The organism is Flavobacterium micromati, assembly GCF_900129585.1.
Taxonomy (GTDB): domain Bacteria; phylum Bacteroidota; class Bacteroidia; order Flavobacteriales; family Flavobacteriaceae; genus Flavobacterium; species Flavobacterium micromati.
Genome location: NZ_FQWF01000007.1, coordinates 62,892 through 80,142, shown reverse-complemented (window position 1 = coordinate 80,142; position 17,251 = coordinate 62,892). Strand labels below are relative to the sequence as shown.

At 34.8% G+C, this 17,251-nt stretch carries 15 protein-coding genes; 8 read left to right on the top strand and 7 right to left on the bottom strand.

All coding sequences use genetic code 11. The annotated features are described in order from the left end of the window. Nucleotides 1–9 precede the first annotated feature (9 nt). The 3 genes from BUB42_RS08860 (at nucleotide 10) to BUB42_RS08850 (ending at nucleotide 3,485) form a co-directional block, all read left to right on the top strand. Entirely contained in the window at nucleotides 10–999 is a 990-nt protein-coding gene (locus BUB42_RS08860) for an acyl-ACP desaturase (RefSeq protein WP_073019318.1), read from the top strand. Between the two features lie 87 nt (nucleotides 1,000–1,086). Further along, nucleotides 1,087–1,740 (top strand): HD domain-containing protein, encoded by a 654-nt coding sequence (locus tag BUB42_RS08855; RefSeq protein WP_073019316.1) that lies wholly within the window; start codon nucleotides 1,087–1,089, stop codon nucleotides 1,738–1,740. Nucleotides 1,741–3,173: 1,433 nt separating this feature from the next. Beyond that, the gene (locus BUB42_RS08850) at nucleotides 3,174–3,485 is read left to right on the top strand and encodes a GIY-YIG nuclease family protein (RefSeq protein ID WP_073019315.1); all 312 of its coding nucleotides are present in this window, start codon (nucleotides 3,174–3,176) and stop codon (nucleotides 3,483–3,485) included. A 794-nt stretch (nucleotides 3,486–4,279) separates the two neighbouring features. Here BUB42_RS08850 and BUB42_RS08845 read toward each other — a convergent pair. The 7 genes from BUB42_RS08845 to BUB42_RS08815 all read right to left on the bottom strand — a co-directional run bounded on the left by BUB42_RS08845 (nucleotide 4,280) and on the right by BUB42_RS08815 (nucleotide 11,137). Next, nucleotides 4,280–4,684: a hypothetical protein gene (locus BUB42_RS08845; RefSeq protein WP_073019313.1), complete on the bottom strand. Its 405-nt coding sequence runs from the start codon at nucleotides 4,682–4,684 to the stop codon at nucleotides 4,280–4,282. 146 nt (nucleotides 4,685–4,830) lie between these two features. Continuing rightward, nucleotides 4,831–5,613: an enoyl-CoA hydratase/isomerase family protein gene (locus BUB42_RS08840; RefSeq protein WP_073019311.1), complete on the bottom strand. Its 783-nt coding sequence runs from the start codon at nucleotides 5,611–5,613 to the stop codon at nucleotides 4,831–4,833. 10 nt (nucleotides 5,614–5,623) lie between these two features. Further along, the gene (locus BUB42_RS08835) at nucleotides 5,624–7,096 is read right to left on the bottom strand and encodes an ATP-binding protein (RefSeq protein WP_073019309.1); all 1,473 of its coding nucleotides are present in this window, start codon (nucleotides 7,094–7,096) and stop codon (nucleotides 5,624–5,626) included. 125 nt (nucleotides 7,097–7,221) lie between these two features. Further along, on the bottom strand, nucleotides 7,222–7,770 hold the full coding sequence (locus BUB42_RS08830; protein WP_073019308.1) for a CopD family protein: 549 nt from the start codon (nucleotides 7,768–7,770) through the stop codon (nucleotides 7,222–7,224). Beyond that, nucleotides 7,757–9,112 (bottom strand): MATE family efflux transporter, encoded by a 1,356-nt coding sequence (locus tag BUB42_RS08825; RefSeq protein WP_073019306.1) that lies wholly within the window; start codon nucleotides 9,110–9,112, stop codon nucleotides 7,757–7,759. Before BUB42_RS08825 ends, BUB42_RS08830 begins: the two co-directional genes overlap by 14 nt. Beyond that, nucleotides 9,113–10,168: a ferrochelatase gene (hemH, locus tag BUB42_RS08820; RefSeq protein ID WP_073019304.1), complete on the bottom strand. Its 1,056-nt coding sequence runs from the start codon at nucleotides 10,166–10,168 to the stop codon at nucleotides 9,113–9,115. It lies immediately after the preceding gene. Nucleotides 10,169–10,267: 99 nt separating this feature from the next. Further along, entirely contained in the window at nucleotides 10,268–11,137 is an 870-nt protein-coding gene (locus tag BUB42_RS08815) for a helix-turn-helix transcriptional regulator (RefSeq protein WP_073019302.1), read from the bottom strand. 758 nt (nucleotides 11,138–11,895) lie between these two features. On the opposite strand from BUB42_RS08815, the gene hemA reads away from it, so the two are divergent. The 5 genes from hemA (at nucleotide 11,896) to hemF (ending at nucleotide 17,112) form a co-directional block, all read left to right on the top strand. Continuing rightward, a complete protein-coding gene (gene hemA, locus BUB42_RS08805) occupies nucleotides 11,896–13,152 on the top strand; it encodes a glutamyl-tRNA reductase (RefSeq protein WP_073019299.1) in 1,257 nt (418 codons plus the stop codon). Between the two features lie 270 nt (nucleotides 13,153–13,422). Continuing rightward, nucleotides 13,423–14,400: a hydroxymethylbilane synthase gene (gene hemC / locus BUB42_RS08800; protein ID WP_073019297.1), complete on the top strand. Its 978-nt coding sequence runs from the start codon at nucleotides 13,423–13,425 to the stop codon at nucleotides 14,398–14,400. Next, complete coding sequence (locus tag BUB42_RS08795) at nucleotides 14,400–15,083, top strand: uroporphyrinogen-III synthase (RefSeq protein ID WP_073019295.1); 684 nt, start codon at nucleotides 14,400–14,402, stop codon at nucleotides 15,081–15,083. Before hemC ends, BUB42_RS08795 begins: the two co-directional genes overlap by 1 nt. Nucleotides 15,084–15,104: 21 nt before the next feature. Further along, nucleotides 15,105–16,127 (top strand): uroporphyrinogen decarboxylase, encoded by a 1,023-nt coding sequence (gene hemE, locus BUB42_RS08790; protein WP_073019294.1) that lies wholly within the window; start codon nucleotides 15,105–15,107, stop codon nucleotides 16,125–16,127. A 76-nt stretch (nucleotides 16,128–16,203) separates the two neighbouring features. Further along, nucleotides 16,204–17,112, top strand: a complete 909-nt coding sequence (gene hemF, locus BUB42_RS08785) for an oxygen-dependent coproporphyrinogen oxidase (RefSeq protein WP_073019292.1) — start codon at nucleotides 16,204–16,206, stop codon at nucleotides 17,110–17,112. Nucleotides 17,113–17,251 lie beyond the last annotated feature (139 nt).

Below are 17,251 nucleotides of genomic sequence, written 5' to 3'. Positions count from 1 at the left end.
TTATATATAATGTCAATAAAAAACATACGATTAGAAGTAATGCAGTTTTTGGAAAAAAACGTAGATAGCTTTGTAGATCAGTATCTAATTCCAGTAGAAAAAATATGGCAACCTACAGATTTTTTACCGAATTCTCAAAGTGATACTTTTTTTGATGAAGTAATAGAATTACGTGAAATTGCAAAAGAATTGCCTTATGATTTCTGGGTAACTTTAGTTGGTGATACAATCACTGAAGAAGCTTTACCTACATATGAATCTTGGTTAATGGATGTAGAAGGAATTGATAACGTTGAAAGAAACGGCTGGTCAAAATGGATCAGACAATGGACTAGTGAGGAAAATCGTCATGGCGATTTGCTTAACAAGTATTTGTACTTATCCGGACGTGTCAATATGCGTGAAGTCGAAATGACTACACAACATCTTATTAGCGACGGTTTTGATATTGGAACTGGAAGAGATCCGTATAAAAACTTTGTTTATACTAGCTTTCAAGAATTAGCAACTTATGTTTCTCACAATAGAGTTGCGCAAATGGCTAAAAAGTATGGCGATAATAAATTGTCGAAAATGTGTAAGATGATTGCTGGCGATGAAATGCGTCATCATCATGCATATAGCGAATTTGTAAACCGTATTTTTCAAATCGATCCAAGCGAAATGATGCTTGCTTTTCAATATATGATGAAAGCTAAAATCGTTATGCCAGCACATTTCTTGAGAGAATCTGGCGAAAAAATCAGCAGTGCATTTGAACAGTTTTCAGATTCAGCACAACGAATAGGAGTTTACACCGCTGCCGATTATGTAGATATCATGCAGAAGTTAATAGAAAAGTGGGAGATCGATAAGATTGGTGGACTAACTGATGAAGCTGAAAAAGCACGTGATTACTTGATGAAATTACCAGCGAGAATGGCTAGAATTTCTGAAAGGTTGGTGATTCCACAAGAGTCTCATATTTTCAAATGGGTGGAACCAGCTTTAGTAAGATAGATTTCAAATTTTTAAGTAATAACAAAATGTTGAATTTTGAAGTAATAACTTTGAAATTCAACTTTTTTTTTAAATTCAATAATTTAAATGATTCAAGCGGATTTAATAAGTAAGACAATTTCTTTTGTAAAAGCAAAACTAGAAAATGCTGAAGGCGGTCACGACTGGTTTCACATAGAAAGAGTTTATAGAAATGCAATTTTGATTTCTAAAAATGAAGTATGTGATACTGTTGTAGTTCAGCTTGGCGCTTTGCTACACGATATTGCTGATAGTAAGTTTCACAATGGTGACGAAACCGTTGGTCCAAGAGTAGCTCGAGAATTTTTAGAATCCGAAAATGTTGATGAAGAAATAATTGAACATGTGGTAAATATCATTGAAAACATCTCATACAAAGGCGGGAACTTCGAGAAGAAATTTACTTCGATAGAATTGAATGTGGTTCAGGATGCGGACCGTTTAGACGCTATAGGAGCTATTGGAATTGCTAGAATGTTTAATTATGGCGGATTTAAAAATAGAGTGATTTACGACCCTAAAATTGCTCCAAATTTAAAGATGAGTAAAGAAGAATATAAAAAGAATACTTCCCCAACAATTAATCATTTCTATGAGAAGTTATTTTTATTGAAAGATAAAATGAATACTGATACCGGTAAAGAAATCGCAAAAGAACGTCACTGTTATATGGAAGGATTTTTATCTCAGTTTTATGCAGAGTGGGAAGGGGAGAAGTAGTGTTTAGTGTTCTAGTGCTCAGTTTTTAGTGTTCAGTGATGCAGTTTGTCACGCTGGAAGCGTCTCACCACTTGTTCTAAAACAATCATGTTGTTGTAGGGATTCCTCCGGAATGACAAAGTGAAGGAATAATTTGTCTAGAGAGGGAAGGATTAAATGGTCTCAAACGTCTAGTTCAATTCAACTTTACCAGTTTAGTTTGTCACGCTGGAAGCGTCTCATCGTTTGTTCTAAAATAAAATCATGTTATTATAGGGATTCCTCCGGAATGACAAAGTAAAGGAGTAATTTGATCCCAACATCTAGTTTTATGCAACTTTCCCAGTTTAGTTTGTCACACTGGAAGCGTCTCATCGTTTGTTCTAAAATAAAATCATGTTATTATAGGGATTCCTACGGAATGACAAAGTTAGTTGGTAGTTTTACGACTTGGTTTTCTTATTCCAGTTTTCCTAGTTTAGTTTCCCGGTTTAGTTTGTCACGCTGGAAGCGTCTCATCAGTTGTTATTAAATCAAAATCTTATTATAACAGTGATTCCTTCGGAATGACAAAGTAAAGGAATAATTTGTCTAGAGAGGGAAGGATTAAATGGTCTCAAACGTCTAGTTCACTTCAACTTTCCCAGTTTAGTTTGTCACGCTGGAAGCGTCTCATCTATGCTACCAAAGTAAAATCATATTATTGTAGGGATTCCTCCGGAATGACAAAGTAAAGGAATAATTTGTCTAGAGAGGGAAGGATTAAATGGTCTCAAACGTCTAATTCACTTCAACTTTCCCAGTTTAGTTTGTCACGCTGGAAGCGTCTCATCCGTGATACCAAAGTAAAATCATATTATTGTAGGGATTCCTCCGGAATGACAAAGTAAAGGAGTAATTTGATCCGAACATCTAGTTTTATGCAACTTTACCAGTTTAGTTTGTCACGCTGGAAGCGTCTCATCTATGCTACCAAAGTAAAATCATATTATTGTAGGGATTCCTCCGGAATGACAAAGTAAAGGAGTAATTTGATCCGAACATCTAGTTTTATGCAACTTTACCAGTTTAGTTTGTCACGCTGGAAGCGTCTCATCTATGCTACCAAAGTAAAATCATATTATTGTAGGGATTCCTCCGGAATGACAAAGTAAAGGAGTAATTTGATCCGAACATCTAGTTTTATGCAACTTTACCAGTTTAGTTTGTCACGCTGGAAGCGTCTCATCACTTGTTCTAAAACAAAATCATATTATTGTAGGGATTCCTACGGAATGACAAATTATATAGATAGTTTTATTACCCACCTTTTCCACTCCAATTTGTCACGCTGGAAGCGTCTCATCGCGTGTTACTAAGAAATAATCAGACTATTGTAGGGATTCCTATGGAATGACAAATTAAGATAAACCACTTGCCTTTCTCAAAATATTTACTAGTTTTATCTTAAAAAAATGATTGAATACACAGAAGGAATCTACAACTTTTATGTTTATATGACAACAAATAAAAACAGAACTGTTTTATATACTAGTGTTACCAATAATTTAAAACGCAGGCTAAATGAGCATAAGAACCACATTAATGCTAGTAGTTTTACTGCTCGTTACAATGTCGAGTTTTTGATTTATTATGAACATTTCGGATGGATTCAGCTTGCCATTGCTAGAGAAAAGGAGATCAAAGACATGCGGAGAGAATTGAAATTAAATCTAATTAAAGAATTTAATCCAGAAATGAAATTCTTGAATTCTCATTTTGAGTAGTTTTTAATGTAATCTCAAAATCATGTTATTGTAGGGATTCCTCCGGAATGACAAAGTAACTACTGATTTTATCACCCAGTTTTCCCAGTTTAGTTTGTCACGCTGGAAGCGTCTCATCACTTGTTCCAAAACAATCATGTTATTGCAGGGATTCCTCCGGAATGACAAAGTAGTTGGATAATTTGCTTACCTATTTTTCAAGTTTCGTTTGTCACGCTGGAAGCGTCTCATCACTTGTTCTAAAACAAAAACATGTTATTGCAGGGATTCCTTCGGAATGACAAAGTAAAGGAGTAATTTGATCCGAACGTCTAGTTCAATTCAACTTTACCAGTTTAGTTTGTCACGCTGGAAGCGTCTCATCCATGCTACCAAAGTAAAATCATATTATTGTAGGGATTCCTTCGGAATGACAAAGTAAAGGAGTAATTTGATCCGAACATCTAGTTTTATGCAACTTTACCAGTTTAGTTTGTCACGCTGGAAGCGTCTCATCAGTTGTTATTAAATCAAAATCATATTATTGTAGGGATTCCTCCGGAATGACAAAGTAAAGGAGTAATTTGATCCGAACATCTAGTTTTATGCAACTTTCCCAGTGTAGTTTGTCACGCTGGAAGCGTCTCATCACTTGCTACTAAAGAAAAATGATACTATTGTAGGGATTCCTACGGAATGACAAAGTAATTACAGATTTTACCTCCGGAATGACAAAGTAAACTGACAATCAGTATTTGGAAACTTTGAGGAGTATGCTTACTATTTCGTAAATCAGAAATCGTTAATCAACAATCTTAAATCTCAATCCCTTTTTCCTTCATTTCAAGAATCACATTTGAAGCGTTTTTAAATGTAGGTGCTTGCTCGACAATACTACCGACTCTTTTTTTATTGAGTTTAAAAGTAACATCATTTTCGGTAGTAAATAGTAAGGCAGTCAAAAACGGATTGTTTATAAATGGTGCCAAGACCATAAAAGCCTCGTCCAAAGTATGAGTCGATTCTATTTCTTCCGTTTTATATTTGGCAGTCAATGATAGTGCAAAAACGTCGTTCTCTAATAAAACGGGACGAACATAAATGTTTTTCAAATCAGTGTCACCAATGGTTTTAGCTAAAGTTAATTTAGCATAGGTTTTATTTTCAATACTTTCTTTTACTTTTTCCCAAAATTGGGCGAATATAGGTTGGTAGGACATAGATTTATTATTTAGTTGTGTAAAATTCCAAAACGGGAGTGCAAAATTAGCTTTTGTAAATCAAATCATTTCTTTTTAATTAGATATAATTTAAAAAAATTCTAGCAATAAACCAAAAAGAGAACCAAAGTGGCTCTCTTTCATTACTATTTCCCAGTAAAAACTGCTTTTCTTTTCTCCATGAATGCTGTTGTTCCTTCTTTGAAATCTTCAGTCCCAAAACAATCGCCGAAAGCTTTTATTTCAGTTTTATACCCGTTTTTACCTTCTTTAAAATTGGCATTCACGGCTTTAATCGCTTTACTAATTGCATAAGGCGAATTTTTCATGATTTTATTTGCTATAGTAATACAAAATTCCAGTAGTTCTGCTTGTGGAACTATGTGATTGACAAGTCCCATTCTATGCGCTTCTTCGGCAGTGATCATTGCTGCAGTCATTACCATTTCCATAGCGCGTCCTTTTCCTATAAGTTGAGGTAAACGCTGCGTTCCTCCATAACCAGGAATAACACCTAATGAAACTTCTGGTAATCCCATTTTGGCATTGTCTGATGCTACTCTAAAATGACAAGACATGGCTAGTTCTAATCCGCCACCTAATGCGAAACCATTTACTGCTGCAATTACAGGAGTTTTGAGATTTTCTATAAAATCAAATAATTTTTCTTGTCCTTCTGCCGCTAATTGTGAACCTTCTTGAACAGAGAAATTTGCAAATTCAGAAATATCAGCTCCTGCAACAAATGCTTTTTCGCCGCTTCCTGTCAAAATTATTACTTGAACTTCATTGTTTTTACTTAATGTTTTAAAGGCTTTATGGAGTTCATTTATAGTTGTCACGTTCAAAGCATTCAGCTTAGTTGGGCGATTAATGGTAACAATCGCAATATTGTTTTCGGTAGTAATTAAAATATTTTCGAATTTCATAATAGTTTGTTTAGGTATTAATTATTGGAAATGAAACGGTGAAAGTAGTTCCTACTCCGAGTTTAGTTTCAAAGGTAATTGTTCCTTTGTAATTTTCGATAATGTTTTTTATAATTCCAAGTCCGAGTCCCATTCCACTTGTTTTAGTGGTGAATTTTGGTTCGAAAATTCGTTCGGTATCTGTTCGTTGAATACCAATTCCGTTATCGGCGACGGTAATTAGTACGTTATTATTTTCTCTTTTAATTCGCACCACCACTGATTTGTATTCCTGTTGTTCTGGAATGGACTGGATTGCATTTTTAGCCAAATTCGTAATGATTCGGATCAGTTGAGTACGGTCAATTATCGAAATAATTTCAGGAGACTCGCTTTTACATTCGATATAATCTTCATTAAAAATATCCATCGCCAGTTCTACAACTTCTACCACATTCAACGTTTCATTTTGTTGAGCCGGCATCGATGCAAAATTAGAAAACGCCGAAGCTACCGCGCTCATCGTATCAATTTGTTGAATTAAAGTTTCAGAGTAGTCGTCCATTTTTTGTTTTACTTTTAGATCTTTGGGATCAAATTTCCGTTGAAAACTTTGAACAGTGAGTCGCATTGGCGTAAGCGGATTCTTAATTTCATGTGCCACTTGTTTTGCCATTTCGCGCCAAGCTTCCTCGCGCTCACTTTGGGCTAATTTAGCAGCACTTATCTCTAACTCGTCAATCATTCCGTTGTATGCTTTTATCAATAAGTTAATTTCGTTGCTGTTGGCTTCCAAAACAATTTTTTCGTTTTTTCGTTTTAAACTTGTTTCGCTCAATTTATCTGAAATGGTCTTTAATGATTTTGTAATGTATGAGGACAAAAAATACGCAAGAGCGAATGCGATAAGCAGCATAAATGTATACACTTGCCCCAAACGAATTAAAAAACTTTTTAATTCATTTTCATAATAACCGTCATCTTCAACGTAAGGTAAATTTAAAATTCCCAATGGTTTGAATTTATCGTCTTTTATTTGGCTAAAAGCCGATCGATTTCTTTTCCCATCAATGGTTGTAATATCAACATATCTTTTCTCAATGGAAGATCGAACAAGTTTTAAGATGTATTCTGGAATAGGGGGCGCTACTTTATCAACAGAAAAAGATTCTTTAGATGATTTTAATAACTTTCCTTGAAGACCGTAAATATTAATTTCAACATTATGAATGTGCGCTAATTCATGGATTTTATCTTTAAAAATGAGATCTAAATTTCCAGAATTCAGCGGATAAGTGGTGGTCGCAAGTACATAATTTATATGTTGCTTGACCGAATTTTCATTGCGTTCTAGTCGCTCTTGATGGTATTGTTTTGCTTCGTTTTTAAATTGGAAAATCGAAATTGAAGCGAGGATTACAGAGGCCATTAATATCAATACAATCATTGACAGGAAAATCCTGATTCGTAATGAAAGTGTTGTTATTTTGAAATTATTTAGCATTTTTTTTTGTTCAGTGCTCGGTGCTTAGTTTTCAGTTTTCAGTGCTCAGTTTTCATTATTTAGTGTTCAGACTACCTGACCACTATCTACCAGTATTTCTTTAGCTATTATCTGACCACTGACCACTAACTTTTCTCTCTTAATCTCTTGTAAAATTTAAAACCAAGCATTATTATAATCGCAAAAAGGAAAATTCCAAGAACACCATAGACCCAGTCTATAGCATTTTTTAAAATTACTAAAAATACTACCGCAAAAAGGATAATGGTTGCGCCTTCATTCCATAATCTCATAAAATTAGTAGAGTATTTTACATCGTCATTTTGCAATTGATTGAAAATTTGTTGGCATTTAGCATGATACAAATAAAGCAAAAACACGAAGCCAAGTTTTACATGCATCCAAGGCATTTGCAACCAAGCCTGTCCAAGATCAGTAAAAAATATCATCCAATAAGCAAAAATACTGGATAGCACGGCTGATGGCCATGTAATAATATACCATAAGCGATAAGTCATAATTTTGTATTGCTTCCGCAAAATCTCTTTTTCAGGTGAAGGTTTATCGGCAGCTTCTATTTGATAGACAAATAATCGTACAATGTAAAACAGCCCGGCAAACCAAGTGATTACAAAGATTAGGTGTAAGGATTTAATGTAATTATAGTATTCCATTTTTTATTTGACTAAGTTTTGTGGTCATTTCTTTTTTTAGATAATAGCCGGTAAGTATTGTTGAAAGTACATCAGCAATTGGGAATGCAATCCACACGCCAAAAATACCTAAAAAATTCGGTAGAATAAGCACCAATGGAATTAGGAAAAACCCCTGTTTGCTCAACGTCAACAGCAGTGCTTTTCTTGCCATTCCCGCTGCTTGAAAATAAGCAGCACCTATAAGTTGAATAGCAATAATGGGAGAAGCCGCAAACACCCAACGCAAAGCTTCAGGAGTTTGATCAATTATTAGCGGGTCAGTAGTAAAAATCGCAGCTATTGGTTTAGCAAAAATTAATATTAAAACAAAAATTAACGTAGCCAATATTGCACCGTATTTTATAGAAAGCGAAATAGTTTCCTTGACTCTTTCGTAGTTTTCTGCACCATAATTATAACCGGCAATAGGCAAAAATCCTTGCGTGACTCCCAGTATTGGAAATAAAGCAAACATCAACATCCTGCTAACAATACCGTAAATGGCAACTGAATGTTCCCCGCCATAATTGTAAAGGCTGTGATTCAATATAATAGACAAAATAGCTACGACTCCTTGTCTAGAAAATGTTACAAAACTTAGCTCAGAGATTTCCTTAACTATAGGAAATTGAAATTTAAAATGCTTAAGTTCCAGCTTCAGTTCACTTTTGAAAACAAAAAACCAAAGTACAAATAAGAAACAAGTAAAGTAGGATATGGCTGTTGCCAATGCAGCGCCGAACATTCCTAAATTCAAAACTTTGATAAAAAGAATGTCTAATGCAATATTAAAAAATGCTGGAATAATCATTGCCACCATAGCAAATTTGGCTTTGCCTTCCGCTCGGATCACATTGTTGCCCATCATGCAAAGTGCTAAAAATGGAACGCTGATAAGTATCGGAAAGAAGAATTCTTTTGCGGGTTCCATTATGGCTCCTTTGGCACCAAATAAAATCAGCATTTCGTCGCTAAAAAACAAACCTAGTACCACAAAAATTGATGCCAATAAAAAGGTCATCATGACTTGATTGCCAAAAGTAATTAGTGCTTTTTCCTTATCACCGCCTCCTAATGCTCGGGAAAGAACTGAACCTCCGCCCACACCAATTGCCATTCCAAGTGACGACATTAAAAAAGTAATTGGCATAACTACCGTTACTGCGGCAATGGCCAACGAACCAATCCACTGACCCACTAAAATAGTGTCGATTAAAATATTAACCGACATGAATAAAATACCAATTGATGCCGGAACTGCTTGCTTAATTAAAAGTTTTTTAATGTCTTGAGTTCCTAGCTCATCAGTAGTAACAGCCATTTAGGCAATAACTTTTTCAGCGTCAAATTTGGCTGGAGCCGAAACATTTGACCAGTTTGTTATCCAGTTTCCTACTGTTGCACACCAATCATCACCATCATTTAAACACGGAATAGCTAAAAATTCTTCGCCACCATTTTCTTTGAACTCATGACCGGCTTCCATAGCAATTTCTTCTAATGTTTCTAAACAATCAGATACAAAAGCAGGCGTTACAACGGCAAGATTTTTTATTCCTTTTTTTGGCATTTTATTTACTTCCACGTCAGTGTAAGGAGTCAACCACTTATCGCCCGCTAGTCGCGATTGAAATGTTTGACTGTACTTCCCTTCTGGAATTCCTAGTAGCTTTACAACTTGTTTGGTTGTTTCGTAACATTGGTGACGGTAACAAAACTCATGCGCCGGTGAAGGAGTGTTACAACAAGAACCATCAATTTTACAATGTGATTTGGTTATATCTGTTTTGCGAATGTGACGCTCGGGAATTCCATGGTACGAAAACAATAAATGATCGTAATCAAAACCTTGTAGATGGCCTTTTATCGAGTCAGCAAGGTTTTGTAAATAATCAGGTTTGTTATAAAAAGCGGGAACGATTGTAAATTTCATTTCTGGGAAATACTTCTTGCGATGCTCTTCTGCTAATTCTAAAATTGTAGTTGTAGAAGCCATCGCATGCTGCGGGTATAACGGAAACAATAAAACTTCATTTACACCTTTGTCATGCAATTCTTGAAGTCCAGATAATAAAGACGGATTGCCGTAGCGCATTGCTAATGACACGGGAACATCAACCAGTTTTTGAACCTTTGCATGCATTCTTTTAGAGATAACAACGAGAGGCGATCCTTCATCCCACCATATTTTTGCGTAAGCAGCAGCTGATTTTTTAGGTCGGGTTTGTAGAATAATTCCACGCACTAGCAATGCTCGTAATAAAAATGGAACATCAATAACGTACTTGTCCATTAAAAATTCATCTAAATATGGCTTTACGTCCTTTGGAGTTGGACTTTCTGGAGATCCTAAATTAACTAATAATACACCTTTCATCTTGTCTTGTTTTTCGTTTTGCAAAAGTACTTAAAGTTACTTTCTGTAAATTGAGATTAACTATTTTTTATTTATTGTCTAATACGTAAAAGCAATGCTTTACTGGGTATTAGAGTTTATGCCCATCAAATATTTCTTTGGTGTGGTTGCAAATTTCTTTTTGAAGGCCGCAATAAAATGGCTTCCTGTACTATAACCTATTTTGAGGCCTACTTCATTAACATTATAGGAGCCACTATCGAGTAATTTTCGAGCGACATCCATTTTATAGTCAAAGAGAAATCCATAAACGGTATCCCCATAAATTTGTTTAAAACCCATTTTAAGTTTCTTCAAATTCAACCCTATTTCATCTGCCAACTCCTGTAATCCAGGTGGTTCGGCCATATTAGTTATAATAATTTCTTTAGCCTTTTTGATTTTTAATACGTTTTCTTCATCGATTAAAAACGGACATTGTTCCGCATTAGGATCTTCGTTTCGATTAAAAAACAGACTTAATAACTCGTACCCTTTCCCTTTGTAATAAAGATTTTTTATCGATGGATTTAAGTTATAATGAAACATTTGGTTAAGCACGATGGCCATTGATGGACTTATGTCGCTTTCGTTGTAATATTTTTTATCTTGGTTTTCCTTGCTTAAAAACGGAATATATTCGGCATCATTGGTAAATAATCCATGAAATTTTCTAACCGAAACAAAAATAGAAATTAACCATGATTTAGGAGCAATCTCTACATGCAAAGGCAATTCACGCTCGGTGTTGTAAAACAGCAACGCCTTTTCTTCTTTTAGATTCATGATGTAATTGCGCTGATTGAAGATATAATTAGCACTACCTTTTAATCCAAAATGAAACTGCAATAAGCCCAATTGAACCGGACGCTTAAATTCAATAACTTCATCAGTAGTGTTTTGAAAACGAATTAGAATGAAATCATCGTCAATTTTTATTTCTTCCTCCATTTGTTAGATTTTCTTAATTCAAAGTTAATAATTGGCTTGTAAGTCAACCTATTTATTGCGCTTTTCAAAATTAAATCTTTTTGATGGTTATTTCTGTACTTCGTCTTAAAATTATAAAATCTTTAATGATTGTATATTATTTTAAGATGGTTGCAATGTGGATATTTATTTTCACGGATACTGTTTACTTAATAATCAATGAAATCGCAATATCAAAGTCATCTGCAGCTATTATAAAACTGGACAAAAAATTAATTCCTGATTGTCGATTTTCTAATTAGGTGGATAACTTGTATTATAGTAAGCGAAATTCTGTAAATATCGATGTTAAAAGACATGAAAAGGTACTGTTTATAGTCTAATTATGCGTAATATTCCATAAATAAAAAAATTAATTCAATAATTATTTGGAGATTATCAAGCATTAATAGTATCACTTAGCAGGATAATAAACACATTTAGCAATAAATATTTAAATTTGTTAAATATAGTTTAGTCGATATTTTTCCATCATTTTGGTGAACTTTAAGCGATATTTTTTAATAAACAAAATGGAAACCCGCAACGCTCTTTATTTAGAATAAATCTACATAATTGAGTATGAAAACCTTGAAGAAGCCCTGTTTTTCTATTAAAATAGTACCTAAATAGCTATTTTTAATCCGAATTTCGCTCAGCGATACAAAAAGCACTTATAGCGTTGTTTTTATAAAATACTTAGTAATAATTTTGTAGAACTTTTTTAAGGAAAGTATAATATGGAAAAATTCAACATGTCCAAGAATAGCAGCTTCTATGCTTTAGGATTAAGTTACAAAAAAGCCGATGCGACTATAAGAGGAAAATTTAGCTTAGATGCCAAAGCCCAATCTATTTTATTGATCCAAGCCGAAGCCGAAGGAATAGAATCTTTGATAGTTACATCAACATGCAATAGAACCGAAATTTATGGTTTTGCAAAGCACCCTTATCAATTAATTAAATTACTTTGTGAAAACAGCAAAGGTTCTGTAGAAGAATTTCAAGAAGTAGCCTATATTTATAAAAACCAAGAGGCTATCAATCATATGTTTCGTGTAGGAACGGGATTAGATAGTCAAATATTAGGTGATTTTGAAATTATTAGCCAAATGAAAATCGCTTTCAGCCTTAGTAAATCTAATGGGTTGATTAACACTTTCATGGATCGCTTAATAAACTCGGTAATTCAAGCGAGTAAAAAAATCAAAACAGATACTGAAATCTCATCTGGTGCAACATCGGTTTCATTTGCATCCGTTCAATATATTATCAAGAACGTAGCAGATATTGGAAACAAAAACATTTTACTTTTTGGCACAGGAAAAATAGGTAGAAATACTTGTGAAAATTTAGTAAAGCATACTAAAAATGAGCAAATCACGCTCATTAATAGAACTAAGGATAAAGCCGAGAAACTAGCTAAAAAATTAAATTTAGTAGTGAAAGATTATGCTGATTTACAGCTTGAGCTGCAAAAAGCGGATGTTTTAGTAGTGGCAACGGGAGCGCAAAACCCAACAGTCGATAAAGCTATTTTAAATCTAAAAAAGCCGTTGTTAATTCTAGATTTGTCACTCCCAAAAAACGTGAACGAAAATGTTACTGAAATAGAAGGAGTGACCCTTATTCACATGGATTATTTGTCTCAAATGACTGATGAAACTTTAGAAAAAAGAAAAAGACAAATTCCTGCTGCCGAAGCAATTATCGAAGAAATACAAGAAGAATTTAGCGCTTGGACCAGAGGCCGAAAGTTTGCGCCTACAATTAATGCCTTAAAAGCAAAGCTGAACGACATCAAAATGTCAGAGCTTGATTTTCAAAGTAGAAAAATTTTAAATTTCAATGAAGAACAAGCTGAAATTATTAGCAATAGAATCATTCAAAAAATAACAACACATTTTGCCAATCACCTTAAAGATGAAAACACGATGGTTGATGAAAGCATTGAATGGATTGAAAAAGTGTTCAAAATTGAAGCAATGGTTCGATAAAACAAATTCTTATTTAAGTTCGCAAAGCAAAATTCATTTTTACTTTTGATTAGTTGAAAAGCAACATGTTTATTAGTGTGAACGCGAATTTACATGCTGTACTTAAGCATATTGAAATTTGTAAAAGTTGCTTTGCTTTGGATTCCAAGAAAAAAGTTAATCGATAAAATCTTTGTAGAAACGTTTTAATTTGACAAATGCTTTTTGAGCAATGAAATGGAATCTAATTCCTTTATTGTTAAATTTAAAAACAAGGTTTAAAAAATCATAATGGCGGAAAAAATTATACGTATCGGAACTCGCGATAGTGAACTCGCACTCTGGCAAGCACACACCGTCGAAAAAAAACTAAATGATTTAGGTTATAAAACTGAAATTACTGCTGTTAAATCTATTGGTGATATTATCCTTGATAAACCGCTATACGAATTAGGAATCACGGGAATCTTTACTAAAACACTCGATATTGCAATGATCACCGGTCAAGTGGATATCGCGGTTCATTCGATGAAAGATGTGCCTACAGCTTTACCTATAGGAATTGTTCAAGCGGCAGTTCTAGAAAGAGCGACCACTTTAGATATTTTGGTACATAAAGGAAACCTTGATTTTCTCGATGGAGTAGGGAAAATTGCCACTGGCAGTTTGCGTAGGCAAGCACAATGGCTGCATAAATATCCCAATCATCAAGTTGTAGATTTACGCGGAAATGTCAATACGAGAATGCGGAAATTACAGGAAAGCGATTGGAATGGAGCCGTTTTTGCGGCAGCAGGATTAGAAAGAATCAACTTGAAACCTAATCTCAGTACTTCCAAAGTCCCGGGACTCTCCGAAGAAGAGGGAGATAATAAGAATTTTTCATACATCGATTTAGATTGGATGACTCCAGCGCCAGCTCAAGGCGCAATGGTAGTTGTTGCCATGGCTGTTGATGAGTTCTCTAGACAAGCTTTGAGCGAACTTAATGACATTGATACCGAAGTATGTACGCATATCGAAAGACAATTCCTGAAGACACTTGAAGGTGGTTGTACGGCACCAATAGGGGCTTTAGCCATTTTTGTAGAAGATGATATTGTTTTTAAAGGTGTTCTTTTCTCCTTGGATGGAACACAAAAAATAGAAATCGAAAAAACCGTTCCAATGCAAGAATGGAAAAAATTAGGTTTTTATTGTGCCCAAGAAATTCTTGAAAATGGTGGAATAAAATTAATGGCGGAAATTAAAAATAATTTGAAAAAATAATGAGTCAAATAAGCATTTTATCAACTAAAACATTGTCTGGGGAACAAAGGCAGGCCTTTCTTGAGGCAAAATTTGATCTTTTAGAACAAGATTTTATCGAAATTAAAAATAATCTTTTTGAGCTGAATACCATCAATACTAATTTGATTTTTAGTAGCCAAAATGCTGTTTTAAGTTTGATGGAACAAAACGATTGGGAAGTGCTTAAAACTAAAAGTGTGTTTTGTGTAGGTATTAAAACCAAAGAACTACTGGAGCTAAACGGTTTTAAAGTTGATGTTTACATGGACTATGCATCAGAATTAGCAGAAATTATAACTCTAATTTACAACAAAGAAAGCTATACTTTTTTAAGCGGGAATTTACGAAAGGAAACTTTGCCAGCAGCTTTGAAAAGCGAAGGAATAACTTTTAATGAAATAGAAGTTTACCAAACCAAATTAGCGCCTTTCAAAATATCCGACCAAGAAAAATTTGACGGGATACTATTTTTTAGCCCATCTGCCGCCGAGAGTTATTTGACTAATAATAAAATCAAAAATGAAATTTGTTTTTGCGTGGGTAATACCACCGCTAAAACATTAGAGTTAAATAAAGTTAAAAACATTGTAATTGCCGAAACACCGACCATTGAAGAGGTGATCGAGGAAGTTATTGAATATTATAAAACGGAAAGCATCTAGCAATCTGCTAAAATATAAAACATGATTAAGAACGACTTATTTTTAAGAGCTTTAAAAGGAGAAACCGTGCAACGCCCGCCAGTTTGGATGATGCGTCAAGCAGGAAGATATTTGCCTGAATTCATCGCTTTGCGCGATAAATATGATTTTTTCACTCGTTGTCAAACGCCAGAGCTAGCTGCCGAAATCACAGTGCAACCTATTCGCAGAATTGCTCCAGATGCGGCCATATTGTTTTCAGATATATTGGTAATTCCACAAGCAATGGGAATTGAGGTACTAATGAAAGAGAATTTCGGTCCGTTTTTACCTAATCCTATTCGTACGATTCAAGATGTAGAGAAAGTGATTGTGCCAGATGTGAATGAAACTTTAGGGTATGTTTTTGAGGCCATCAAATTGACTAAAGAAATGTTGAACGATGAGGTGCCATTAATTGGTTTTGCCGGTTCACCATGGACCATCATGTGTTATGCCGTTGAGGGAAAAGGGTCGAAAAGTTTTGATATGGCCAAAGGATTTTGTTTCCAACATCCGGAAGCAGCACATGTTTTATTGCAAAAAATCACTGATACTACTATTTTATATTTAAAAGAAAAGGTAAAAGCGGGAGTAAATGCCGTCCAAGTTTTTGACTCTTGGGGCGGAATGTTATCCCCAGTTGATTATCAGGAATTTTCATGGAAATACATTAACCAAATCATTGAAGCTTTAGCTGATGATGCTCCGGTAATTGTTTTTGGAAAAGGGTGTTGGTTTGCTCTAGGCGAGATGGGAAAAAGTAGAGCTTCAGCATTAGGAGTAGACTGGACGTGTTCGCCAAGAAACGCAAGATATTTGTCAGGTGGAAAAATCACCTTACAAGGTAATTTTGATCCATCAAGATTGTTGTCACCTATTCCGGTTATCAAGAAAATGGTACACGAAATGATTGACGAATTTGGGAAAGACAAATACATTGTGAATTTAGGTCATGGAATTTTACCAAATATTCCTGTAGATCATGCGAAAGCATTTATTGATGCGGTGAAGGAGTATAAATAAAGTACAAAGATTGAAGTATTAAGTATCAAGATTTTTGAATCTTAATTCTTGAAAGTTTGTACTTGATACATTAGTTATGAAAGAACAATTCTACACCTACATACAAAACCTACAAGACCAAATCGTGGCAGGACTCGAGGCGGTTGATGGTCAAGCCAAATTTAAAGAAGATCTTTGGGAACGTCCAGAAGGTGGCGGTGGACGAACTCGTGTAATTGAAAACGGAAAAGTTTTTGAAAAAGGCGGTGTTAATATTTCTGCGGTTCACGGGAAGCTGCCTGAAGCCATGCAAAAAATGTTTAATGTAGGCGAGGCTGATTTTTTTGCCTGCGGATTGAGTTTGGTTATGCATCCAAAAAACCCAATGGTGCCAACGGTTCATGCCAATTGGCGCTATTTCGAAATGTACGATGATAATGGTAGTATAATTCAGCAATGGTTTGGTGGAGGTCAAGATTTGACACCGTATTATTTGTTTGAAGAGGATGCGATTCACTTTCATCAAACCTGTAAAACTGCTTGCGATAAACACAATTTAGAGTTTTATCCAAAATATAAAAAGCAATGTGATACCTATTTTTGGAATTTGCATCGTAATGAAGCGAGAGGGATTGGCGGATTGTTCTTTGATTATTGCAAAGCGACTGAGGATATTTCAATGGAAAATTGGTTTAGCTTTGTTAGCGAAGTGGGGAATAGTTTCCTAGAGGCGTATGTTCCTATTGTAGGGAGAAGAAAGGAATTGCCATACACACCAGAGCAAAAAACATGGCAAGAAATTCGCCGTGGTCGTTATGTAGAGTTCAATTTGGTGCACGACAAAGGCACGTTGTTTGGTTTAAAAACCAATGGCAGAATAGAGAGTATTCTGATGAGTTTACCACCACATGTGCAGTGGGTTTACGACCATCATCCAGAAGCTGGAAGCGAAGAAGAAAAATTAGTAAAAGTATTGGAAAAACCCATTGATTGGATAACTCTGTAACAATTGTATATTTATACCCATAAATAATATTTCAAGCAGCACCATCGGTGCGACATATTTATAGCACCATCGGTGCGACATATTTATAGCACCATCGGTGCGACATATTTTTAGCACTATCGGTGCGACATATTTTTAG

Coding starts and splice junctions, on each gene's coding strand:
- BUB42_RS08860 (WP_073019318.1), top strand. CDS start 10: ATGTCAATAAAAAACATACGATTAGAAGTAATGCAGTTTTTGGAAAAA.
- BUB42_RS08855 (WP_073019316.1), top strand. CDS start 1,087: ATGATTCAAGCGGATTTAATAAGTAAGACAATTTCTTTTGTAAAAGCA.
- BUB42_RS08850 (WP_073019315.1), top strand. CDS start 3,174: ATGATTGAATACACAGAAGGAATCTACAACTTTTATGTTTATATGACA.
- BUB42_RS08845 (WP_073019313.1), bottom strand. CDS start 4,684: ATGTCCTACCAACCTATATTCGCCCAATTTTGGGAAAAAGTAAAAGAA.
- BUB42_RS08840 (WP_073019311.1), bottom strand. CDS start 5,613: ATGAAATTCGAAAATATTTTAATTACTACCGAAAACAATATTGCGATT.
- BUB42_RS08835 (WP_073019309.1), bottom strand. CDS start 7,096: ATGCTAAATAATTTCAAAATAACAACACTTTCATTACGAATCAGGATT.
- BUB42_RS08830 (WP_073019308.1), bottom strand. CDS start 7,770: ATGGAATACTATAATTACATTAAATCCTTACACCTAATCTTTGTAATC.
- BUB42_RS08825 (WP_073019306.1), bottom strand. CDS start 9,112: ATGGCTGTTACTACTGATGAGCTAGGAACTCAAGACATTAAAAAACTT.
- hemH (WP_073019304.1), bottom strand. CDS start 10,168: ATGAAAGGTGTATTATTAGTTAATTTAGGATCTCCAGAAAGTCCAACT.
- BUB42_RS08815 (WP_073019302.1), bottom strand. CDS start 11,137: ATGGAGGAAGAAATAAAAATTGACGATGATTTCATTCTAATTCGTTTT.
- hemA (WP_073019299.1), top strand. CDS start 11,896: ATGGAAAAATTCAACATGTCCAAGAATAGCAGCTTCTATGCTTTAGGA.
- hemC (WP_073019297.1), top strand. CDS start 13,423: ATGGCGGAAAAAATTATACGTATCGGAACTCGCGATAGTGAACTCGCA.
- BUB42_RS08795 (WP_073019295.1), top strand. CDS start 14,400: ATGAGTCAAATAAGCATTTTATCAACTAAAACATTGTCTGGGGAACAA.
- hemE (WP_073019294.1), top strand. CDS start 15,105: ATGATTAAGAACGACTTATTTTTAAGAGCTTTAAAAGGAGAAACCGTG.
- hemF (WP_073019292.1), top strand. CDS start 16,204: ATGAAAGAACAATTCTACACCTACATACAAAACCTACAAGACCAAATC.